The sequence below is a fragment of the Thermocrispum municipale DSM 44069 genome, assembly GCF_000427825.1.
Classification (GTDB): domain Bacteria; phylum Actinomycetota; class Actinomycetes; order Mycobacteriales; family Pseudonocardiaceae; genus Thermocrispum; species Thermocrispum municipale.
This window is the reverse complement of sequence record NZ_KE386593.1, coordinates 981,109-1,001,897: the sequence shown is the minus strand read 5'-3', so window position 1 is coordinate 1,001,897 and position 20,789 is coordinate 981,109. Positions and strand designations below refer to the sequence as shown.

At 69.7% G+C, this 20,789-nt stretch carries 22 protein-coding genes; 14 read left to right on the top strand and 8 right to left on the bottom strand.

Features of this window, described 5'->3' with window-relative positions; genetic code table 11:
- The first annotated feature begins 117 nt into the window (after positions 1-117).
- Together YWM_RS0120190 and YWM_RS0120185 are read left to right on the top strand one after the other, a co-directional pair.
- Complete coding sequence (locus tag YWM_RS0120190; RefSeq protein ID WP_028852208.1) at positions 118-690, top strand: HhH-GPD-type base excision DNA repair protein; 573 nt, start codon at positions 118-120, stop codon at positions 688-690.
- A gap of 10 nt (positions 691-700) precedes the next feature.
- On the top strand, positions 701-1,381 hold the full coding sequence (locus YWM_RS0120185) for an SDR family oxidoreductase (RefSeq protein WP_028852207.1): 681 nt from the start codon (positions 701-703) through the stop codon (positions 1,379-1,381).
- A 3-nt stretch (positions 1,382-1,384) separates the two neighbouring features.
- Here the strand turns inward: YWM_RS0120185 and YWM_RS0120180 are convergent, their stop codons facing one another.
- Entirely contained in the window at positions 1,385-1,642 is a 258-nt protein-coding gene (locus YWM_RS0120180) for a Prokaryotic metallothionein (RefSeq protein ID WP_028852206.1), read from the bottom strand.
- A 60-nt stretch (positions 1,643-1,702) separates the two neighbouring features.
- Positions 1,703-2,065, bottom strand: a complete 363-nt coding sequence (locus YWM_RS0120175; protein ID WP_028852205.1) for a hypothetical protein — start codon at positions 2,063-2,065, stop codon at positions 1,703-1,705.
- A 145-nt stretch (positions 2,066-2,210) separates the two neighbouring features.
- Between YWM_RS0120175 and YWM_RS0120170 the strand changes: the two genes are divergently transcribed.
- The gene (locus YWM_RS0120170) at positions 2,211-2,399 is read left to right on the top strand and encodes a DUF1918 domain-containing protein (protein ID WP_028852204.1); all 189 of its coding nucleotides are present in this window, start codon (positions 2,211-2,213) and stop codon (positions 2,397-2,399) included.
- On the opposite strand, the gene YWM_RS0120165 is transcribed toward YWM_RS0120170, so the two are convergent.
- From YWM_RS0120165 to YWM_RS24765, 3 genes are all read right to left on the bottom strand, one after another.
- Positions 2,396-2,626 (bottom strand): DUF3017 domain-containing protein, encoded by a 231-nt coding sequence (locus YWM_RS0120165; RefSeq protein ID WP_084612565.1) that lies wholly within the window; start codon positions 2,624-2,626, stop codon positions 2,396-2,398. The two genes, YWM_RS0120170 and YWM_RS0120165, sit on opposite strands and share 4 nt — an antisense overlap.
- 38 nt (positions 2,627-2,664) lie before the next feature.
- Positions 2,665-3,516, bottom strand: a complete 852-nt coding sequence (locus tag YWM_RS0120160) for a bifunctional methylenetetrahydrofolate dehydrogenase/methenyltetrahydrofolate cyclohydrolase (protein WP_028852202.1) — start codon at positions 3,514-3,516, stop codon at positions 2,665-2,667.
- Between the two features lie 68 nt (positions 3,517-3,584).
- Positions 3,585-4,535, bottom strand: a complete 951-nt coding sequence (locus YWM_RS24765) for a DMT family transporter (protein ID WP_425426583.1) — start codon at positions 4,533-4,535, stop codon at positions 3,585-3,587.
- 99 nt (positions 4,536-4,634) lie between these two features.
- On the opposite strand from YWM_RS24765, the gene YWM_RS26985 reads away from it, so the two are divergent.
- The 4 genes from YWM_RS26985 to YWM_RS0120130 all read left to right on the top strand — a co-directional run bounded on the left by YWM_RS26985 (position 4,635) and on the right by YWM_RS0120130 (position 10,891).
- A complete protein-coding gene (locus YWM_RS26985; protein WP_245566100.1) occupies positions 4,635-8,252 on the top strand; it encodes a glycohydrolase toxin TNT-related protein in 3,618 nt (1,205 codons plus the stop codon).
- Positions 8,253-8,381: 129 nt separating this feature from the next.
- Entirely contained in the window at positions 8,382-9,074 is a 693-nt protein-coding gene (locus YWM_RS0120140) for a thioredoxin-like domain-containing protein (RefSeq protein WP_342664956.1), read from the top strand.
- Positions 9,075-9,076: 2 nt separating this feature from the next.
- The gene (locus YWM_RS0120135) at positions 9,077-9,679 is read left to right on the top strand and encodes a pentapeptide repeat-containing protein (protein WP_043661608.1); all 603 of its coding nucleotides are present in this window, start codon (positions 9,077-9,079) and stop codon (positions 9,677-9,679) included.
- A gap of 78 nt (positions 9,680-9,757) precedes the next feature.
- Positions 9,758-10,891 (top strand): Rv3169 family protein, encoded by a 1,134-nt coding sequence (locus tag YWM_RS0120130; RefSeq protein ID WP_028852199.1) that lies wholly within the window; start codon positions 9,758-9,760, stop codon positions 10,889-10,891.
- A 349-nt stretch (positions 10,892-11,240) separates the two neighbouring features.
- Here YWM_RS0120130 and YWM_RS0120125 read toward each other — a convergent pair whose 3' ends face one another.
- Positions 11,241-12,467 carry an acetyl-CoA C-acetyltransferase gene (locus tag YWM_RS0120125; RefSeq protein WP_028852198.1) on the bottom strand — a complete coding sequence of 409 codons (1,227 nt, stop codon included), beginning with the start codon at positions 12,465-12,467 and terminating at the stop codon, positions 11,241-11,243.
- A 115-nt stretch (positions 12,468-12,582) separates the two neighbouring features.
- Here YWM_RS0120125 and YWM_RS0120120 point away from each other — a divergent pair, with 115 nt between their 5' ends.
- From YWM_RS0120120 to YWM_RS24750, 6 genes are read left to right on the top strand one after another with little or no spacing between them, the layout of a single operon-like run.
- Positions 12,583-12,981, top strand: a complete 399-nt coding sequence (locus tag YWM_RS0120120; protein ID WP_028852197.1) for a Zn-ribbon domain-containing OB-fold protein — start codon at positions 12,583-12,585, stop codon at positions 12,979-12,981.
- Complete coding sequence (locus YWM_RS0120115) at positions 12,981-14,192, top strand: thiolase family protein (RefSeq protein ID WP_028852196.1); 1,212 nt, start codon at positions 12,981-12,983, stop codon at positions 14,190-14,192. The genes YWM_RS0120120 and YWM_RS0120115 overlap by 1 nt, the downstream gene beginning before the upstream one ends.
- On the top strand, positions 14,193-15,311 hold the full coding sequence (locus tag YWM_RS0120110; RefSeq protein WP_028852195.1) for a CaiB/BaiF CoA transferase family protein: 1,119 nt from the start codon (positions 14,193-14,195) through the stop codon (positions 15,309-15,311).
- Entirely contained in the window at positions 15,308-16,471 is a 1,164-nt protein-coding gene (locus tag YWM_RS0120105) for an acyl-CoA dehydrogenase family protein (protein ID WP_028852194.1), read from the top strand. The genes YWM_RS0120110 and YWM_RS0120105 overlap by 4 nt, the downstream gene beginning before the upstream one ends.
- A gap of 3 nt (positions 16,472-16,474) precedes the next feature.
- Positions 16,475-17,449 carry an acyl-CoA dehydrogenase family protein gene (locus tag YWM_RS0120100; RefSeq protein ID WP_028852193.1) on the top strand — a complete coding sequence of 325 codons (975 nt, stop codon included), beginning with the start codon at positions 16,475-16,477 and terminating at the stop codon, positions 17,447-17,449.
- Between the two features lie 10 nt (positions 17,450-17,459).
- Positions 17,460-17,957: a nuclear transport factor 2 family protein gene (locus YWM_RS24750; protein ID WP_084612527.1), complete on the top strand. Its 498-nt coding sequence runs from the start codon at positions 17,460-17,462 to the stop codon at positions 17,955-17,957.
- 105 nt (positions 17,958-18,062) lie between these two features.
- Here the strand turns inward: YWM_RS24750 and YWM_RS0120090 are convergent, their stop codons facing one another.
- Entirely contained in the window at positions 18,063-19,037 is a 975-nt protein-coding gene (locus YWM_RS0120090; RefSeq protein WP_156914848.1) for a Vgb family protein, read from the bottom strand.
- A gap of 316 nt (positions 19,038-19,353) precedes the next feature.
- Here YWM_RS0120090 and YWM_RS0120085 point away from each other — a divergent pair, with 316 nt between their 5' ends.
- Positions 19,354-19,776, top strand: coding sequence for a hypothetical protein (locus tag YWM_RS0120085; RefSeq protein ID WP_028852191.1), 423 nt, complete (start codon positions 19,354-19,356; stop codon positions 19,774-19,776).
- A 236-nt stretch (positions 19,777-20,012) separates the two neighbouring features.
- On the opposite strand, the gene YWM_RS0120080 is transcribed toward YWM_RS0120085, so the two are convergent.
- Entirely contained in the window at positions 20,013-20,783 is a 771-nt protein-coding gene (locus tag YWM_RS0120080; protein WP_028852190.1) for an enoyl-CoA hydratase/isomerase family protein, read from the bottom strand.
- Between the last annotated feature and the right edge of the window lie 6 nt (positions 20,784-20,789).

Sequence of the window (20,789 nt, the reverse complement as noted above, 5' to 3'; positions counted from 1 at the left end):
TCGCTAACGGTACAAGCGTACTGCTAATCGGGCGACCGCTCGCAGACTACCCTCGAGCCGCCGTCGGCAGACGTCGGCGGCGCGGCATCGGGCTTTCGTGCGTGCCAAGATGGGCGCATGGCGCTGTGGCTGACCACCGACGACGACGCGAACCGACTGCTGGACAGCGACCCGTTCGCCTTGCTCGTCGGCATGACCCTGGACCAGCAGTACCCGATGGAGCACGCGTTCGCGGGCCCGAAGAAGATCGCCGACCGGATGGGCGGTTTCGACATTCGCGCCATCGCCGGTGCCGACGAGGCGGAGTTCGAGGAACTGTGTGCCACCCCGCCTGCCATCCATCGGTACGGGCGGTCGATGGCGCGGCGGATCCAGCAGCTGGCGAAGGTGATCGTCGCCGAGTACGACGGCGACACGGCGGCCATCTGGACGCGCGACGACCCGGACGGGGCCGAGGTGTTCCGCAGGCTCAAGGCGCTGCCGGGCTGGGGCGACATGAAGTGCAAGATCTTCCTCGCGTTGCTGGCCAAGCAGCGCGGTGTGCGGCCGGACGGCTGGGAGAAGGTGGCCGGCGTCTACGCCGAGGAGTCCGCCCGCCGCTCGGTCGCCGACGTGACCGGGCCGGAGTCGCTGCAGGAAGTCCGCGCCTTCAAGAAGGCGGAGAAGGCCGCGGCCAAGGCGAAGGGATGAGGCGCCCAGCATGAGCCGACCTCGTGCGCTGATCACCGGAGCGAGCAAGGGCATCGGCACCGCCGTCGCCCGCGCCCTGGCGCCGACGCACCGTCTGTTGCTCGGTGGCCGTGATCGGCAGGCGCTGCAAGTGCTGGCCGACGAGCTGCCCGAGGCCACGCCCTGGGCGGTGGACCTCACCGACGCCGACGCCGTCGAAAAGGCCGTGGCCGAAGTGGATTCCCTCGATGTCCTCGTGCACTCCGCAGGCGTCGCAGCCCTGGGCACGGTCGAGGAGTCGGCGGCCGATGTGTGGCGCTACAACTTCGAGATCAACGTGGTCGCGGTTGCGGAGCTGACCCGGCTGCTGCTGCCCGCGCTGCGCGCCGCCGAGGGGCACGTCGTCCTGATCAACTCGGGCTCCGGACGCAACGCGCGAGCGGGCTGGGGTCCGTACGCGGCGAGCAAGTTCGCCCTCCGGGCTCTTGCCGACGTGTTGCGCGCCGAAGAGCCGTCGTTGCGGGTCACGTCGATCTTCCCCGGCCGCACGGACACCCCGATGCAGCGGGACATCATCGCCGGGGAAGGCCGCCAGTACCGGGCCGAGGACTTCCTCCGGCCGGAGTCGGTGGCCGCCGCGGTGCAGGCAGCCGTCACCGCCACACCGGAAGCGCACGTCACCGAAGTCGTGATCCGGCCCCGGCCACGCTGAGCGTCAGCCCGGGTGGGCGCCCACGGTGTCGCGGATCTGCTCCCCTTCGCTGCCTGCGTGCCTGGCGCAATGCGCGCAACAGAAGAACCGGCCGCTCACCTCGACGCCGTGGCCGAGGATGCGGCAGTTGCAGTGCTCGCACACCGGCGCGATCCGCTGCGCCGCACATTCGATCGAGTCGAACGTGTACACCTCACCGCTGGTGGTTTTGACTTCGAACGACATCCAGTAGTCGTTGCCGCACACGTCACAGGTGGCCATCCGCCTCACCTCCAGATGGGTGCGTGTTCCCACCTCCGGCTGTCGCCAAACGACACCGGACTAGCCGGGATAGGCGGCGTAGACGATCGACAGCAGCAACGCGAACGAGCCGAGGATCAGGCCGGCCACGGCCATGCCGCCTTGCTTGCGGCTGATGCCCACACACCCTTCGATCACGGCGATCAGCGCGCAGATCGCCGCGAGCGCCAGGTGCGCGAGCGGGATGACCATCGCCACGAGTCCGAACACCAGCGCCGCGATCGCGTCACCTCGCGATGCCGCCTGCGGCTGGTGATGCACCACGTGGACGACCTGTGGGTAGTACCCGTGCGGCGGGTACGGGCCCTGCTGCTGGGGCCACTGCTGGTGGGCCGGCGAGGGCTGCTGAGAGGGGATCGGCTGCTGCGGATGCGGCTGGGTCATGAAGGCCCGCTTTCTCTGCTGGGTGCATGTACACCAGCTATGCGCATGCGGACGCCGGTACGTTACGCCGGTCGGCCGACCGCGAGCGCGAGCCGTCGATTCGCCGCCCGATATTTCCTAATCTGGAGGTGGAGGTGGTCTAGCAATGCATGCCTCAACCGGTGACAAGATCCTGGTGCACGGCCCGAAAGTGGGCGTGGCTGAGCAGCACGCTGAGATCATCGAAGTCCGCGGTGAGAACGGCCGGCCGCCCTACCTGGTGCGTTTCGAGGACGGCCGGGAGACGCTGATGTACCCGGGCCCGGACGCGGTCGTGCTCAGCCGCCGGGACTAGAGCGGACCTTTGGTGATGGTCAGGGCCACGAACAGGATCATCGCCCCGAACGCGGTGTAGGCCAGGATGTCGACCCCGCGACTGCGGATGACGATCAGTCCGGCCTGCTCCGGCGAGAGCACGGCGCGCAGCAGCGCCGCGACCAGCAGCGCGACGGCGACCAGCACCGACCCTTCCCGCCAGTGATACTGCGCGATACGCACGAACCCGGCCGCCACGATGGCCATCACCAAGGCGAACGGGAGGTGCGCGCGCACTGCTGGGTTCACGGCGCTGCTGCCTCGGCCGCCTCGACCACGTTGGTCACCAGCATCGCCCTGGTCATCGGCCCGACCCCACCCGGATTCGGCGCGAGGTAGCCGGCCACCTCGGCGACATCCGGGTGCACGTCGCCGGTGAGCTTGCCGTCCACCCGGCTGACACCGACGTCGAGGACCGCGGCACCCGGTTTGACCATGTCCGGGGTGATCAGGTGCGGCACGCCTGCGGCGGCGACCACGACGTCGGCGGCGCGGGTTTCCGCGGCGAGGTCACGCGTGCCGGTGTGGCACAGGATCACCGTGGCGTTCACCGACTTGCGGGTCAGCAGCAGTCCGAGCGTGCGGCCCACGGTGATGCCGCGACCGATGACCGCGACCCGCGCGCCCGCCAGTGGCACGTCGTAGCGCTGCAGCAATTCGACGATTCCGCGTGGGGTGCACGGCAGCGGGCCGGGCTCGTTGAGCACCATCCGACCCAGGCTCAGCGGCGCGAGGCCGTCGGCGTCCTTGGCCGGGTCGATCCGCTCCAGCACTTGAGCCGAGTCCAGGTGCTTCGGCAGCGGCAACTGCACCAGGTACCCGTGGCACGCCGGGTCCGCGTTGAGCTCCTCGACGACCGCGTTGAGCTCGTCCTGCGTGATGTCGCCCGGCAGGTCGCGCCGGATGGACGTGACACCGAGCTTGGCGCTGTCGGCGTGCTTCATCTTCACGTACGAGTGCGAGCCGGGGTCGTCCCCGACCAGCACGGTGCCCAGCCCAGGTACCACGCCCCGCTCGGCCAGGGCGGCCACCCGGGGAGCGAGCTCGGCGAAGATCGCGTCCTTGGTGGCTCTGCCGTCCAGAATCTGTGCTGACATAACACCCGCATCTCTCGTGCTCGGCCTGGTACGGGCCGAACTTTACTGTGCACCCGCGAGCCGTCCGCTCAGCCTGCCGGAGTCTCGTCCGCCTGCCTGCTGACTCGTTCCCGTCGCGGCCACCGACGGAAGACCGTCACGACGATGGCCACCAGCGCCAGGCTCACACCGAACACGGTGGACGCCGTCACCGGTGCGTCGTGGGTCGGCAGCACCAGGTCCAGCACCAGCGATCCGGTCAGCTGCCCGGCGATGGTGGACAGCCCGAGAACGAGCACCCCGATCCACCGCACCACCAGGGCGGCCAGTGCGATGAACGCCACGCCGATGAGGCCGCCGGTGTAGAGCAGCGGGTTCGACGGCAACGGGCCGGGACCGCCCCGCAGCATGATCGAGATGAACCAGCCGGCGACCAGGGCGGCCGTGCCGACGACGAAGTTCACCAGCGTCGCGGTCATCGGGTTCGCCGCGGCGACACCGACCCGGCCGTTGATCGCCTGCTGGACGGCGACCGCGGCCCCGCCGATCAGCGGCAGGATCAGCAGCCAGATCTTGCCGTCGGCCGCGCTCGCGCCACCTCCGGTGGTGACGACCACGGCGACGAGCATCACGGCGGCTCCGGCCAGCCGCTGGGGCGTGATCGCTTGCGGCCCCGCCGGACCGAGACCGGCCCGGTCGACGAGCAGGCCGCTGATCGTCTGCCCGGTCACCACGCCGACGGTGAACATCGCCACCCCGAGCACGCTGACGGTGATCGCCTGACCTGCCACGAGGGTGGCGCCGCCGAGCCCGCCGAGCAAGTGCCACCAGTGGAGCGAACCTTGCGCCAATGCGCCCCTGGCGCGCCTGACCCCGGAGCGCATTCCCGGAATCACGCACAGCAGTGCGAGCAACACCACAAGGCCGCCGCCGAAAGAGATCACCGCGGCGAAAAAAGCGTCGTTCACCTGGGCGGCAAGTCGGCCGTTGATGCTGGACTGCCCGGCAACGGCCAGCCCGCCGAGCAATGCGAGTGCGATGCCGAGTGCCTTACGATGCGCGCCGCTCAGCTCGTCCGCCCCTTCACGTCTTTACCCCCTGCCGGTGCGAAATCACGGGAATCGAGTCAAGATGTCTGAGTGGCATACCCGACGCAGTTGAGCGCACCTGAGCAGGACACCCTGGTCAAGCAGATCGGTCTTGCCCTGCTCCGGGCCGCGCCCAGGGACTGGAAGCGAATCGCTGTCAACTACCGAACCGTCGGCCGATACCACGAACTTGACGGCGAGATTACCCTCGCCGACGGGTCGACGACGGAATGGGTCGCCACGCACGACATCGCCACTCTGTTCGCCAGGCTGCGCAGCGGCATGTATCGCGAACAGCGGGGCACCTGGTTCAACGCTCGCTACACGCTCGACGCGCCTGCCAGCTACAACCTCGAATACGACAGGGAAGAGCCGGAGTGGAACCTGCTGCCGCCGCCGCAGGCCTACGCCGACGAGCTGCGCATGTTCCCGCGTTCGGACGAAAACGTGCCGGAGTGGCTGATGCGGCGGCTGGCCGGCCTCGGCCCGGAACGACCGGGCCCGCGGCTGCGCATCGCGCGTGTCTTCGACGGCACCGACGAGACCGGTCGCCCGGTGATCGACCGGGACGAGCTCGACCCCGACGAGCAGGTCAGGGTGCTGGAGTACCTGGAGGACGCGCCGGTGGTGCGGCCCGGCCGCGGCTTCGACATCGACCGGCTGGCGGAGGACCCGGAGCCTGCGGTTCCGGTCGGCTTCCACAGCGACGGTGAGTGGATCTGGCCCGCCGCGGTGCCGTACTACCTGCGCGAGTACGGCGTCACCCCGGACTACGGACTGCTCGATCACATCCGGAACAACGACTACCGGGTGCCCGCGGTCAGTGAGGAGCAGCGCGCCGCGGCGGCGGACTACCTCACCCGCGGCAATGCCGCCCCCGAGCAGCCTGCGGCACTGGGTGGTCCGCCGATGCCGCGGCGTGCGGAGGCGACAGCCCAGTACCCAGGGTCGGCTGCCGGAGGTCCCGGTGGCTCTGCTGGGGGTCCTGGCGGAGTCGACGCGCCGAACATGCCGCGCTTCGCCGAGGCGGGCAGCCCTGGTGGGTACGGGCGGCCAGGTTTCGGCCAGCCCGGCGAAGGCCCAGGTGGACCAGACGGCGCGGGTGGACCAGGCCGACCTGGCGGTGCTGCTGCCCACGCGTCGGTACCGGGCGGCATCGGTCAGCCCGGCGAGCCCTCCGGGCGGGGCCGTGAGCCGGGCGGACCCGGCGCCGGGATGAATGGCGTCGGGGTTCCTGGAGTTCCCGGTGAGCCGAGTGGTGCAGGCGGTCCGGCCGGGCGGACGGGCCCGGCTGCCGGGAGGCCCGGTGAGCCCGGTGGTTTCGCCCAGGGCCTCGGCCAGGACGCCGAGGACGGCGGCCACCACGAGCCTTATGACGAGCCCCGCGACCGGTTCGACGAGACCCGCGACCGGTTCGACGCGCCCCAGGACCGGTTCGACGAGGCCCGCGACGAGGGCGCCGGTTTCGACGACGAGGCAGGGCGTGGCAGGCACGAGGAGCTACCAACTCGGGAGAGTTTCGAGCCGGCGGCCGGGTTCGGTGCGCAGCGCGGCGGCTCCCCCGACGACGGGGACGCCCACGCCGAGCGCGGGCATGCGGGCTATGACGACGAGCCCGGCGCGTTCGACGACACCATGCCTCCCGGCGAGTTCGGTGAGCCCGAGCAGTCGGACCGGCCGCGGGCGGCCGACGAATACGGTGGCCGCGGACCATCGGACCACGAGGCCGCAGCCGAATTCGGTGGCCGCGAACCATCCGACCGGCAGGCAGCAGCCGAATTCGGTGGGCCCGAGCCGTTGGGCCGCCCGCAGCGCGGAGGCGAGTACGACGCTCCGGAAAAGCCGCGCGGCGCCGTCGGCCGCGAAGGCGAGCAGGGCGCGCCCGGCCAGCAGGATCGCCCAGGTGGCATCTCGGGAGCAGGTGCCGCGGCGGCCGGCGCGGCCGCGGCCGGCATGGGCGCCGCTGCGTTCGCGGCGGGCTCCCGGTTCGGCGGCGACCGCGAGGAGGAGAAGCGCGGAGCGCACCGTGCGGCCGAACGGAACGAGGAGAGCGACCAGGAAGCGACGCGGGTGTGGGCACCACCCGCCGATTTCGCCGAGGAGTCGCAGCCAGAACAGCCGGCGTCGCAACGCGGTCCGCAGGAGAGCACGCAGTACTTCACTCCGGACTTCGACGACGAGGACAGCGACGCGCCAAGGTCCGCCGAAGGGCGCCGTTCCCAGGCCGACGTGGGCACGCAGTACTTCACTCCGGATTTCGACGACGAGGACGCGAGCGAAGGCGGCGAGGCGGCCGAGACCGCAGACGAAGCGCACCGTCGAGCCCAGGCCCACGTGAGCACCCAGTACTTCAGCCCGGTCCTGGACGACGACCCGGACGCGCAGGACCTTCCCGAGGTCGAGGTGCCGGGAAGCTTCGAGCCGCAGAGCCAGTCGGCTGGACACCACGACGGGCCGGAGATCGCTGCCGACGACGAGTTCGACCAGGGTGTCGCCGCTGAGCACGGGCCGGACGACCGCTTCGAAGGCGACGAGGAATTCGAGCTCGACCGGTCGGGAGCCGACACCCGCGAGGACATGGCACCCGCGGACACGGCCGAGGCGCCTGCCGCGTCGGCCGCACCGCGCGGGCCTGGGGTCGAGCAGGATCGTCCGCAAGGGCCAGGCATGCCGGAACGCCCGCAGGCACCTGGGCAAGGGCCGTCGGCATTCGCTCCGCCCGAGTTCGCCAAGCCGGGGACCCCGCCCGTGCCGACGCCATCGTTCGTTCGGCGGCCGCCGAACGAACGCAGCCCGCGGGCCGATCAGGCTTTCGAGGAACCTGCCCTGGAGCGGCTGCACGGCAAGCTCGAAGAGCTGGGCATCCCCGAGACCGACTACCGGATCGGTGGCCCTACCAAGCTCGGTTGGAGCCTCGAGCAGGTGCCGGAGGGCTGGCGCGTGGGCTGGTACGACGACTCGCTGGCCGATTCGTCGGTGTTCGGTGACGCCGCGGACGCGGCCGCGTTCATGCTCGGCAAGATGCTGCTGGAGCCGAACGGGCGGGTGGCTGCCGAGCAAGGCGGAACCGAGCAGGCGGAGGACGCTGGTGAGCCACGTGCCGGGCAGGTGTCCGCGACGAAGCCCGCGGTGCCGCAGGCCGAACCGCGTCCGGCCCCGCCGACTGGGGCTCCACCGCGCCCGGCTGCCGGACCACCGCAGGCAGGTGCGCCGGTGCCGCCACCACAGGGAGGCGCACCGGTACCGCCACCGGCCGCTGCCGGCGGCAGACCGGCCGCGAACGTGCCATCGCCGGGAGTTCCCTCGGCGCCGGGTAACTGGCCGATCCAGCCGCTGCCCGGCGAACCGCCGCTGACGCTGTTCCGCGGCAAGAAGCTGGCGGACCTGCCGGTCGGCAGTGAGCTGGACCGGTTCGGCGACCCGGACGGCAACCTGACCTACGTGGCGGGCACTCCGTTCCCCGAGCGGTCGCTGGTGCCCGAGTGGATCGACCGGCCGTATCACGTCTATCGGGTCCAGCAGCCGATCGAAGCGCTGACCGGTGTGGCGATTCCGTGGTTCAACCAGCCGGGCGGCGGGACCGCGTACGTGCTGCCCGCATCGATCGAGGAGCTGCTGGCCGAGGGCGTGTTGATCGAACTCGAGCCGGGCGAGCCGCCGATCGCCTGAGCCCGCCCGCCGGGCAACCGCGGGAGGGCCTCACCGTCGTCACGGCCGCAGCGTTCGGCGCATCGCCGCCGCGGTCGGGGACGCCGGGCCCGGCTCGGACCGTCCGAGAGGTCGGCTAACCTCGGCCTGGTGAGACCGCGTCTGGCAGCGCTGACCGCAGCGATCCTGATCGCTGCCGTGGGGTGCACGAGCGAAGAAGCAGGCAAGGCCGTCGGTGCCGACCAGGGCCAGAGTCCGTCGCAGCAAGCGAACGAACCGTCGATGGGCGGCGAACCGTCGTCCGCGCCGCAGGCCGTCGACCCCAAACAGATCGCGGGCATCCGGCACAAGGAGTTCCGTGGCGCGGTCCACGCCGCCCCCGGGCAGCGGGTCGCCTACGAGGAAAGCCCACCGTTCGGCGGTGCGCACGACCAGGTGTGGGCAGGCTGCAACGGCGCCGTCTACACCAAGGCGGTGCGCAACGAGCACATGGTGCACTCCCTCGAGCACGGCGCCGTGTGGATCGCCTACAACCCCGACATGCTCGAACAGCAGGCGATCGACCAGCTCGCCGCCCGGGTCACGAACCGGCCCTACACGGTGATGTCCCCCTACCCCGGTCTCGATCAGCCCATCTCGTTGCAGTCGTGGGGTTTCCAGTTGAAGGTCAGCGATCCGCAGGACCCGCGGATCGACCAATTCATCACCGCGCTGCGACAGAACCAGGCCACCACCCCGGAGCCGGGCGCGCCGTGTGACCCGCACCCTGAGTTCGACCAGGACGACCCGCCGCCGTTCGAGGCGTCGCCGCCCGGCAAGGACGCCATGCCGGAGAGCGGATAGTCGTGACCGACCAGGAAGCGATCGGCGAGAACTACCGGGACGCGGTCCTGACCGAACAGCAGTGGTCCGGCCGACGCTTCACCGCCTGCGACTTCACCGACGCCGACCTGCGCGGGCTGCAAACCAGCAACTGCTCGTTCGTCGAGTGCGACTTCACCCGGGCCGACCTGGGCGACTCGCGCCACCGCGCATCGGGCTTCCAGGGTTGTACGTTCGATCGAACCGTGCTGGCCGGCAGCGAGTGGCGCGACTGCTCCCTGGCCGGCTCGGCGTTCACCGAGTGCCGGATGCGCCCGATCACGCTGCACGAGACCGACCTGACGCTCGTCTCCCTGGGTGGCGCATCGCTGCGCGGAGTCAGCTTCCGCGGGCTGCGGATGCGCGAAGCGAACCTCACCGGCAGCGACCTGCGCGAGGCCGACCTGCGGGACACCGATCTGCGCAGCGCCCGGCTGTCCGATGCCCGCTTGGAGGACGCAGACCTTCGGGGCGCCGCCGTCGAGGGTGCTGCGCTCGCCGTGGCCGTGCTCAGCGGTGCGCGGGTCGACGTGGACACCGCGCTGGCTTACGCCGCTGCCATGGGCTTGCGGATCCAGCTCGACTGACCGATTGCCGAACCCCACCTCCGCAAATTACTCTAGCACTAAACATATTAGCGTCAGATATCGCGGGAGCGGCCAACGATGCGTTTCGGACACCCGGACCTGTGTGACCTCGACGAGGCCCTGCTCCACCAGACGCCGTTCCCGATGCGCCACGCGAGCACCTCGGACGTGCGGTTCTTCGACCGGTACTGGCTGAGCGCGGCCGACCCGGCAGGCACGGCAGGATTGATCGCAGGTATCGGCTACTACAAGAACACCGGCAGCTGCGACGGCTACCTCGCCATCCAAGCCGGGTCCCGGCAGTACAACGCCCGGTTCGCGCGACCGTTGGACGAGGACCGCGATGCGATGACGGTCGGCGACGTCCGGATCCTCGTCGAGGAGCCTTTCCGAACGATCCGGCTGGTCGTCGATCCGACGTCCAGTCCGCTCGCCGCCGACTTGACGTGGACGTCGTCGTTCCCCGTGCACCTCGAAGCGCACCACTTCGACGCGCCCGCGGGCCGCACGATGCAGGACATGACCCGCTACGACCAGATAGGACGCTGGCACGGGTGGATCGACCACGGCGCCGGGCGCATCGCGGTCGACGACTGGTGGGGCGCCCGCGATCACTCGTGGGGCGTGCGCCCGGGTGTCGGCGGCTTCGAGAAGTCGCACGGCGACCCCAGCATGAAGGCGGACATGCCCACCGCGCCGCGAAAATCGATGTTGCACCTCGTGCTCTACGCCGAGGCGGGCGACAAGTTCCTTGCGCTGCAGTACCGCGAGAACGCCGAGGGCAAACGGCTGGCGCTCGACGGTGACCTCATCACCAGCGACGGCACGCGGCGGCGGATCGGCGACCTTGAGCTCGACATCGATTTCGTCGCAGGCAGCAGGGCGTACAAGCACGTCAAGTTGGACGTGACCTTGGAGGACGACACCACGCTCGCCGTCGAAGCGGAGCCGCTGCTGCACGCATGGGCGTACTCGGGCACTGGTTACGACGGCGGTTACCGGGACCGCCGAGGGCTCGGCGCCTGGCGGGGAACTGTCGCTGAGTACGACGTCTACGACTACGTGCCGCCGGAGCAGGTGTTCCTCGACGGCAGCCCGGTACGTCCAGGGCACCGCGAACAGCCGGTCACGGTGTCGATCGACGGGGTCGCCGGGATGGGACACTGCCCGGTCATCACGCGCGGCAGCCTCCCGCGGCGGGGAATCGACTGAGGGCGACGCCGCGTGGACCCATGGCCGCGCGGCTCTCCCCTGGCCGGGGTCGCCACGCCTCGAGGCAGCACCCGCATGGCCCTACGCCTCGCGGACCACCGGCCGGCCACTACGCCTCGCAGCATCATCCGCCGGCCGGGTCGGCTGCTGCACCGCGCAACACAACTCGCAGACCGCTGACCCTCGCAGCATCACCCGCCGGCCCGGATCGGCCACTACACCGCGCAACACAACTCGCAGACCGCTGACCCTCGCAGCATCACCCGCCGGCCCGGATCGGCCACTACACCGCGCAGCACCACCCGCCTACCGAGTCGCCCCCCACACCTCGCGGAGCCACGCGCCGGCGCTACACCCGCTCGATGATCGTCGCGGTGCCCATGCCGCCGCCGGTGCACATGGTGACCAGCCCGACCGTCTCGTCCCGGCGCTCCAACTCGTCCAGCACCGTCTGGAACAACATCGCACCGGTCGCGCCGATCGGATGCCCCAACGCGATGGCGCCACCGTTGACATTGACCCGGTCCTCGTCGATGCCTAGGTCGCGCATCACCTTCAGCGGGATCGCGGCGAACGCCTCGTTGATCTCCCACAGGTCCACGTCGTCGACGGTCATCCCCGCCTTCTCCAGGCATTTGCGCGACGCCGGGCCGGGCGCGGTGAGCATGATGACCGGCTCCGCGCCCGCGACGGCCCCCGCGACGATCCTCGCCCTCGGGGTCAGCCCGTGCGCCTTGGCGAACTCCGGCGAGGTCAGCAACATCGCGCCGGCACCATCCACGACACCCGAGGAGTTCCCGGCGTGGTGCACGTGGTCGATCTCGTCGACGCCCGGGTAGACCTTCGCGCACATCTGGTCGTAGGACAGCCCCTCGGGCTCCCGGATCTTCGCCCCCGCCCGCGCGAACGCCGGCGGCAACGCCGCCAACGACTCCACCGTCGTCCCCGGCCGCGGATGCTCGTCACGGTCCAGGGCCACCTCGCCGTCAGCCCGGCGAACACCGACGATGCTCCGGTCGAACCGGCCTTCGGCGATGGCCGCGGCAGCCCGTTGCTGGCTCCGCACCGCGAACTCGTCCACCGTCCGCCGGTCGAACTTCTCCAGTGTCGCGATCAGATCCGCCGAAATGCCCTGAGGAACCAGCGGGTACCGCTCGCGCAGTGCCGGATTCCCGGCATCCAGCGGTGCTCCCGGGCCGGCATAGCGCGACATGCTCTCCACGCCGCCGGCGACCACGACGTCCTGCCAGCCTGCCTGAATCCCCATGGCCGCGAACATCACCGCCTGCTGGCCGGACCCGCAGAACCGGTTCAACGTCACCCCGGGCACCTCGATCGGCCACCCGGCCGCCAGGACCGCCAACCGGGCGATGTCGTTGGCGTGGTCGTCGCTGTGCGAGCCGTTGCCCACGACCACGTCCTCGACCACCGCCGGGTCGATCCCCGAGCGCTCGGCCAGCGCCTGCAGCACCTGTGCCAGCAGCTCCTGTGGGTGGAATTCGTGCAGGCCACCGGTTGGCTTGCCCTTACCGCGCGGGGTGCGCACCCCGTCGATGATCCACGCTTCACGCGTCATGGTCGACACCTCCCGCCGGTGCCCGAGCACCCGCTTCGATGGACAGCCGCACACCGGCCTGTTTACTCTATAGCAGTATCATTGATTGTTAGAGTATTGAGTGATTGGGTGCGGAATGGCACAGCAGATCCCCGTCGTCGACTACCTGGTGCTCGACCCACCACATCTCGAGGCGCACGAGTGCCGCGCGTGTGCGGCACTGTTCTTCGATCGGCGCAACGCGTGCGCGAGGTGTGGCGGCACCGAGTTCGGCCGCCGCGCGCTGGCCAACGAGGGCGAAGTACGGGCGTTCACGATCGTCCACCGGGCGGCGCCCTCGGTCCCCGCGCCCTACACCTCGGTCGTGGTCGACCTGGACGGCGGCGGCGTGGTCAAGGCCAACCTGCTCGGCGTGACCGACCCGGAGCAGATCACGCCTCGGCTCCCGGTCGCGCTGGACACGTTCGTCGCCGGGGTGGACGACAACGGCGTCGAGGCGATCGGCTTCGGATACCGCGTGCGGAAGGACAACTGATGAGCTCGGGTGACGTCTGGATCGTCGGGACCGCGATGACTCGCTTCGGCCGGTTCGCCGACAAGGATCTGCTGGACCTGGCCGCCGAAGCCGCCCTGGGCGCGCTGCGCGACGCCGACATGAACATCACCACCATCGGCGCGCTGACGCTCGGCAACGTCTACGAGGCCAACTCGCACAACGGCCAACGACTGCAGAAGCAGATCGGACAGACCGGCATCCCCGTCTACAACGTGGTCAACGCCTGCGCCACCGGAGCGACCGCGGTCCGCGTCGCCCTGCTGTCGATCGCCGCAGGCGAGACCGACACGGCGCTGGCGGTCGGCGTCGAGAAGATGGGCAAAATGGGCCTGCTCGGCAGCGCCGCCAAGAAGCGGGACGCGAAGAAGGAGTACGCGCCCAAGGGCCGCTACGGCTCGGTCATCAAGACCGAAGGCGTACTCGGCACGTCGCTGATGCCGGGTGTCTTCGCCCAGGCGGGTACCGAGTACGCGCTCAAGCACGGCGTGACGAGGGCCCAGTTCGCGCGGGTCGCGCAGAAGAACCACGCCCATTCCGTGCTGAACCCGCTCGCGCAGTACCGGAAAGAGTTCACGCTGCAGGAGATCCTTGACGCCGAGGTCATCGCCTACCCGAACACGTTGCCGATGTGCTGCCCGACCGGTGACGGTGCGGCCGCGGTGGTCCTGGTCTCCGACGCGAAGCTCAAGACGCTGGACCCCGATGTCCGCAAGCGCGCCGTGAAGATCTCCGCGTCGGTGCTGACCTCGGACCCGTGGAGCGAAGGCGGCCAGGCCCAACCCGACGTCAACACGCTCACCCGCAACGCCGCCGATGCGGCCTACGAGAAAGCGGGACTGGGGCCGGACGACCTCGATCTGGTGGAGTTGCACGACTGCTTCGCCACCGCGGAGCTGATCCACTACGACAACCTGCGGCTGTGCGAGCCGGGCGGGGCCGGTGACTTCATCGACTCCGGAGCCCCGTGGCGCGAGGGCAAGATCCCGGTCAACGTCTCCGGAGGCCTGCTGTCCAAGGGCCACCCGATCGGCGCGACCGGCATCGCCAACCTGTACGAAGTCGCCACGCACCTGCGCGGCGAGGCGGGCGACCGGCAGATCGAAGGCGCCCGGGTCGGCCTCACCCACGTCATCGGGCTCGCGTCGGCATGCGCGGTGCACATCCTCGAGGCCAGGCCGGGGGTGGCGTGAGTGCCCGGTCCGTTGCACGGCGTGCGGGTCGTGGAGATCGCCAGTGCGGCTCCCGGGCCGTTCGCCTGCATGGTGCTCGCCGACCTCGGCGCGCAGGTACTCCGCGTCGACCGCGCGAACAAGCGCCGTGCCCAGCCGCACGACCCACTGGCCAGGGGGCGCAGGACCGTCTCCGTCGATCTCAAAGCGCCGGACGGCCCTGCGGTGGTCAAACGTCTGGTCAATCGGGCGGATGTGCTGGTCGAAGGGTTCCGGCCGGGCGTCGCGGAGCGCCTCGGGATCGGACCGGACGACTGCCACGCGCTCAATCCGCGGCTGATCTACGGCCGGATGACCGGCTGGGGTCAGACGGGTCCGCTCGCCGACCGCGCCGGACACGACATCAACTACATCGCGCTCGCCGGGGCGCTCGAACCGATCGGCCCCGCCGACCAACCGCCGGTGCCGCCGCTGAACCTCCTCGGCGACTTCGGCGGCGGCGGACTCCTGCTGGCGTTCGGCATCGTCGCCGCCTTGTACGAACGGGAGCGCTCGGGCCGCGGACAGGTGGTCGACGCGGCCATGGTGGACGGGGCCGCGCTGCTCACCGCGTGGCTGCACGGACAACGAGCCGCCGGGTACTGGACCGCTGACCGCGGCAGGAACCTGCTCGACGGCGGGGCGCCGTTCTACACCACTTACCGGACCGCCGACGGCAAGTATGTCAGCGTCGGTGCCCTCGAGCGCCGGTTCTACGCTCAGCTGCTTGCCGGCCTGCAGCTGGATCCCGAGCAGCTGCCCGCGCAGTACGACCAGTCCGGATGGCCGCAGCTACGCGAGGAGATCGCGGCAGCGTTCCGCCGGCGCACGCGCGACGAATGGGAAGAGATCTTCGCAGGCACGGACGCTTGCGTGACACCGGTCCTCACCCCGGAAGAGGCCGCGGAACACCCCCATATGCGGGCCCGCGACGCCTTCGTCGAGATCGACGGAGTTCGCCAACCCGCTCCCGCACCACGGTTCTCCCGCACGCCGGGCGCGGTCGACGAGCAACGATCGGCCGGCGTGGCGACGCTGGCGGACTGGGGGTTCACGCAGGACGAGCTGTCCGAGCTCCACGAGAAAGGTGCGGTCGCATGACGGCTGTCGCCGACGACCGAGTCGCCGCCCTCGCCGACGCGGGTGTCGACGAGGTTCGGGTCGCGTTCCAGCAGTGGTTGGCCGACAACGCTGCCGAACTCGCACCGTTCAAGCACCTCAGCACGCAGGTGGACGAGGTGTTCGCGGCGCTGTCGCGACTGCAGAAGCTGCTGTACTCGGCGGGCTGGATCAGGCTGGGCTGGCCGGACGAGGTCGGCGGTCTCGGCGGCCCGCAGGTGCTGCGCGCGGTGGTCAGCGAAGAGCTGGCCGCGGCAGGCTACCCACCGCCGTTCTCGTTCGGCACCCAGGAGGTGCTCGGTCCCGCGGTGGCTCGCTTCGCCCCACCGGATCTCGCCGCCGAGGCGTTGCCCCGGCTGTTGCGCGGCGACGAGACCTGGTGCCAAGGCTTCTCCGAGCCGGGCGCGGGCAGCGACCTGGGTTCGCTGCGGCTGCGCGCGGTGGACGACGGCGAGACGTGGCGCGTCTCCGGCGAGAAGATCTGGACGAGCTGGGCGCAATTCGCCGACCGTTGTCTGCTGCTCGCCCGGACGGGACCGGTCGAATCCGCACACAAGGGCATCACCGCGCTGTTCGTCGACATGGATACGCCGGGCATCGAGATCCGTCCGTTGCGCAGCATGAACGGCGACGACGAGTTCTGCAGCCTCTATTTCGACGACGTGGCCGTGCCCAAATCGCGCACGATCGGCGAGGTCGACGGCGGCTGGGCGGTCGCGATGTTCATCCTCGGGTGCGAGCGCGGCGCGGCGGCCTGGCAGCGACAGGCGTGGATGCGCTGGCGGCTCGGCACCCTCGTGACCGACGCACCCGAGGTCTCCGACGCCACCGCGGGTGAGGCCCTCACCTTGGTGCACTGCCTACGGCTGCTGTCCCGCCGAACCGTGCGCTCGCTGTCCGACGGGGATCACGTCGGTGTGCTGCCCTCCTTCGACAAACTCATGATGTCGACGGCGGAGAAGTTCCTGTTCGACTCGGCGCTGCGCAGCGCACCGGACACCCTCCTGCTCGGCGAGGACGAGTCGGCGCGCGACTGGCGCAGTGACTACCTCTACTCGCGGGCGTCCTCCATCTACGGCGGAGCCGCGGAAATCCAACGCAACATCATCGCCGAGCGCGTGCTCGGCCTGCCGAGGGACTAGCACGTGGACACCGACGAGAAAGCACTGCTCCGGGACAGCCTGGCCGGGATCATCCGCGACACCCCGGCTGAGCGGTTGGACGCTGCGCTGACGGACTTCGGGTGGCCCGACCTGCTCGACGACGAACCAGCTGTCGCCGTGTCTCTGCTGTTCGAACTCCAGGGCAAAAGCCTTGCCACGACGTCCGCTCTGAGTGCCGTCATGGCTCGTGCTGCGCGGGTAGAGGAAGCCGCCATCGTGCTCCCGTCGCCAGGGAGCGCGCTGCCTTCCAGCACCGCGACCGCCACTCCGTCAGGGCTTCGCATCGACGTCCGCGGCATGGTCGCAGCTAGCGCCGACGCACCGCCGCACGTCATCGTGCCAGTGGTCCTCGACGAGCGGCCTGTGCTCGTTCGCGCAGCGTGGCAGGATTCGTGGCCGGCATCCGGAACGGGCATCGACCCCGCGGCCGAGTGGTCGCCGGTCACCACGACGCTCGAGGTCGACGAAGCCGCCGTCGTCGGCGACGCCGACGCGTGGCGCCGGCTCCGGGCGGCCGGGCATCGGGCGCTCGCCCATGAACTGGTCGGGATCACCGGCGTCATGCTCGACCTGGCCGTGGAGCACGTCAGCTCACGTACCCAGTTCGGCCGTCCGCTCGGCAGCTTCCAAGCGGTCAAGCACAAGCTGGCTGACGTGCGGCTGTGGCAAGAGTGCGCGGTGCTCGCCTCCGACGCAGCGTGGGAGCCCGTGGACGATCATGAAGCTGCCACGGCGGCCGCCATCGCCAAGGTGACCGCGAATCGGTTCGCCGAGACGGCCCGCCAGCACTGCCAGCAGGTCCTCGGCGGCATGGGCTTCACCTGGGAACACGACTTCCATCGCTACCTCAAGTGGGCGCTGTTGCTGGAACCCGTGCTCGGCAGCACCGAGGCGCTGCACGCCGAACTCGGCGCGCAACTGCGCGCGGGCACCGACCCCCGGCTGGCCATGCTGTGAACGGACATCCATGACGGACAGCGACCTGCAAGCGCGCTTGGCCCGGCTGGAAGCCGTCGAAGACATCAAGACGCTGAAGGCCCGGTACTTCCGCTACGTCGACCTGCACTGGTGGGCCGAGCTGCGCACATTGTTCACCGACGACGCCGAGTTCGACATCGGCGAGTCGACGTCCCAGCCGTCCACACCGGACGAGTTCATCGCCTCGATCGACCGTCATCTGTCGGACGCCATGACCGTCCACCACGGCCACATGCCGGAGATCGACATCCTCGACGACGACCACGCGCGGGGAACCTGGGCGATGTACGACCTGGTCGAGCCGCCGCCGGGCGGTCGGTTCCCGGCACTCACCGGCTTCGGCCACTACTGCGAGGAATACCGCAGGGTCGACGGTCTGTGGCGCATCAGCCGATTACGGCTCACCAGGTTGCGGCGGTCGGTCGACGGCGTGGTCGTCGAAGGTTCGAACGTCGACGGCCGCAGACCGTTCCCAGAGAAGCCGTGAGAAAACACTTCCCATCGTCGAGCACGCCGTAGCGCCCGATCCCCCGAAGAAGTGAGTGGTGGCGTCCCCGACGGCCGAGGACGCCACCACCCGATCACACCTGCGTCAGCTGGCGTAGATCAGCCGTCCGACGCGATTCCCGGTGAACTCACCGAAGTGAATCTGGCCAGGGATCTGGTTGTTCAGGTCGCACGGCGCGGACAACGGCGTCGGAGTCTCGTACTCCTTCAGCGTCTTCGTCTTCGGGTCGTACTCGCCGATCTTGTTACCGCCCAGGACGAGGTTCCCTTCAGCGAAGTAGACCTTGCCGTTGTCCCCGACCCGCACCGGTCCCGGGAACGGCAGCGGGTTGCCCAGCCCGATGTCGAGCGGACCCGCCTTACGCAGCGGGAGCAACGGAATCTCGGTAACCTTGCCGGTCTTGACGTCCAGCGTGCCCAGCTGCTGACCACCGGTTCCGCTCCACCAGATGGTCCCGTCCGGCGCGGTGGTCACACCCTGCGGCACGGAAGCCGGAGTCGGCACGGCGTACTCGCGGATCTCCTTGGTCTTGACGTCGATGGTGCCGATCTTGTTGCCCAGCGCCTCGGAGAACACCAGCAGGTCTCCCGGCCCGTCCTGGATGATCAGCGGGACGGCGGCAGGAGTGGGCAACGGGTACTGCGTGAAGTCGTGCGTGTCCATGTCGAACCGGCCGATGGCATTCGCGCCCGCCATGGTCATCCACACGCCCCCGTCCTTGATGGCGGTGTCGATGGTGGCCCGAATGCCGTAGGGCAGGCTGTCGAGCTGGGTGTTGGTCACCGGGATCGGGTAGTACTGCATGCTCCCGTCCGCCGGGTCCAACCGCACCACGTTGTTGCCCACGACCTCGGAGAACCAGAGGTAGCCGTCCTCGTCGAACTCCATGCCGCCGGGCTGCGCCGCCGGGGTCTTCAACGGGAACGGCTTCAACTCGCCGGTCTTCGGGTCGAGCCGGGTGACCGCATTGCCCACCGCCTCTTGCACCCACGCGTAGCCGTTCTTGTCGAACTCGACCTCGCACGGCGTCGACAGCGGCCGGTGGGCCGGATATTCCACGATGACCGGAGCATCCGAGGCAGACGAATCCGCGCTCGGCGCCGCTCCTGCCATTCCGGGCACGGCCAGCGCCATGAGCGCAGCAGCAGAGACCGACGCGATTCTGATCCGCTTGTCAGTTCGCCATCGCCCTTTCACGTTGCCTCCTTCGCGTGTCGGACAGAAGTACTCTAATGCAAAGCTATCGTGTTATGGAATAATTAGCCCGCTAGGGTAGGGATCCGGCTTGCCGACCGGCAGCGGGGCGACCCGAACACTCTCGGGCGAACTCGGGCCGAACCAGCGAGGAGATATCGATATGCGGAGGAATTGGCGAATGGCGCTCGGCGCGCTGGGCATCGCCGCGGCGTGTCAGATCGCGGGCGTTTCCGTTGCCGACGCCGAGCCGATCGACAATACGGACGCGGTAGTGACCGCCTTGGCGGACGGCGAAGGGGAACGCGCCGCGGAACTGATCCGGGACAGCGAATTGCGCACCGACCCGCAGAAACTCGGCAGCGCGATCAACGCGGCGGGCACCAAGTCGGTCGAGCAAGGGACGGGTGGTCAGTACAAGCGCGCTGTCGCCATCGGCTTCACGCGTGGTGGGGTGGACATCCTTACCGCAACCCAAGCCTTCACCTACGCGGCGACCGAGGCCGTCGCCGCCGGTTTGACCCCCGAGGAGGCATTGGTCGGCGGGACCACCCTCGCCCAGACCTACGAGGCCTACCTGGTCATGCCGTTGATGCAGGACTGAGGGTGTCCGCGGCCGGGTCGTGCGGTCCGGCCGCGGGTACTTCCTCTGACCCGGCCGCCGAGGCTGCGGGTACTACCTCTGACCGGGCCGGCGCGGCCGCAGGTACTTCTCTGACCGGGCCGGCGCGAGCGCTGGTACGTCCCTCCTGCCGGGCCGGCTGCGGCGCGACCGCTGACCCGTTTCAGCCAACCCGGTCGCCGGCACGACCTCTGCCCCGGCGAACCCGGCCACGCACACTAGTTGTGCGATTCGCGAAATCGCGGCGGACGGCGTTGCAGAAACGCCCGCATCCCTTCTCTCGCTTCGGCCGAGGAAAAACTGAACGCCTGCGCGAGGCTCTCGGACTCGATGGCCTCGGCGAACGACGACTCGTACGCCTTGTTCAATTCCTTCTTCATCACCGACAGCGCGAGCGTCGGGCCGTCCGCCAACGTTTGCGCCCACTCGTCGACCGTTTTGTCCAGCTCCTCGTCCGGTACGGTCAGATTCACCAAGCCGAGCCGCTGCGCCTGAACACCGGAAACCCGCCGGGAAAAGAACACCAGCTCTTTCGCCTTGGCGAGCCCGACCAACCGCGGCAGGATCCACGACCCGCCACCGTCCAACGTCAGCCCGCGATCGGCGAAAATTTCCCCGAACAGCGCGCTTTCCCCGGCGACGGTCAGGTCGCACGCGAATGCAAGGTTGCAGCCGAACCCGACGGCCGGTCCGGCGACTTTGGCGATGACCGGCTTGGGCATGTCGTGCAGCAGCGTCACCACCTGGCCGACGCGGCGCATGAACGGCAGTTCGTTCGGCGCGACCGATTCGGCGAGATCCATCCCGGAGCAGAACGCGCCACCGGCACCGGTCAGCACGACGACGCGGTCGTCCCGGTTGCCCGCGATGCGCTCGAGTTCTCCGACGAGATCTTCGATGAGCGGCCAGGTGACTCCGTTGCGCCGTTGCGGCCGGTTCAACGTCACCGTGACCACGCCGTCCGCGCGGTCGACGAGCAGCTCCGTCATCCGCCT

What these genes read in the sequence shown, in the direction of transcription:
- YWM_RS0120190 (WP_028852208.1), top strand. Translation starts at nt 118, where the DNA reads ATGGCGCTGTGGCTGACCACCGACGACGACGCGAACCGACTGCTGGAC.
- YWM_RS0120185 (WP_028852207.1), top strand. Translation starts at nt 701, where the DNA reads ATGAGCCGACCTCGTGCGCTGATCACCGGAGCGAGCAAGGGCATCGGC.
- YWM_RS0120180 (WP_028852206.1), bottom strand. Translation starts at nt 1,642, where the DNA reads ATGGCCACCTGTGACGTGTGCGGCAACGACTACTGGATGTCGTTCGAA.
- YWM_RS0120175 (WP_028852205.1), bottom strand. Translation starts at nt 2,065, where the DNA reads ATGACCCAGCCGCATCCGCAGCAGCCGATCCCCTCTCAGCAGCCCTCG.
- YWM_RS0120170 (WP_028852204.1), top strand. Translation starts at nt 2,211, where the DNA reads ATGCATGCCTCAACCGGTGACAAGATCCTGGTGCACGGCCCGAAAGTG.
- YWM_RS0120165 (WP_084612565.1), bottom strand. Translation starts at nt 2,626, where the DNA reads ATGGCCATCGTGGCGGCCGGGTTCGTGCGTATCGCGCAGTATCACTGG.
- YWM_RS0120160 (WP_028852202.1), bottom strand. Translation starts at nt 3,516, where the DNA reads ATGTCAGCACAGATTCTGGACGGCAGAGCCACCAAGGACGCGATCTTC.
- YWM_RS0120130 (WP_028852199.1), top strand. Translation starts at nt 9,758, where the DNA reads ATGCGTTTCGGACACCCGGACCTGTGTGACCTCGACGAGGCCCTGCTC.
- YWM_RS0120125 (WP_028852198.1), bottom strand. Translation starts at nt 12,467, where the DNA reads ATGACGCGTGAAGCGTGGATCATCGACGGGGTGCGCACCCCGCGCGGT.
- YWM_RS0120120 (WP_028852197.1), top strand. Translation starts at nt 12,583, where the DNA reads ATGGCACAGCAGATCCCCGTCGTCGACTACCTGGTGCTCGACCCACCA.
- YWM_RS0120115 (WP_028852196.1), top strand. Translation starts at nt 12,981, where the DNA reads ATGAGCTCGGGTGACGTCTGGATCGTCGGGACCGCGATGACTCGCTTC.
- YWM_RS0120105 (WP_028852194.1), top strand. Translation starts at nt 15,308, where the DNA reads ATGACGGCTGTCGCCGACGACCGAGTCGCCGCCCTCGCCGACGCGGGT.
- YWM_RS24750 (WP_084612527.1), top strand. Translation starts at nt 17,460, where the DNA reads ATGACGGACAGCGACCTGCAAGCGCGCTTGGCCCGGCTGGAAGCCGTC.
- YWM_RS0120085 (WP_028852191.1), top strand. Translation starts at nt 19,354, where the DNA reads ATGGCGCTCGGCGCGCTGGGCATCGCCGCGGCGTGTCAGATCGCGGGC.
- YWM_RS0120080 (WP_028852190.1), bottom strand. Translation starts at nt 20,783, where the DNA reads ATGACGGAGCTGCTCGTCGACCGCGCGGACGGCGTGGTCACGGTGACG.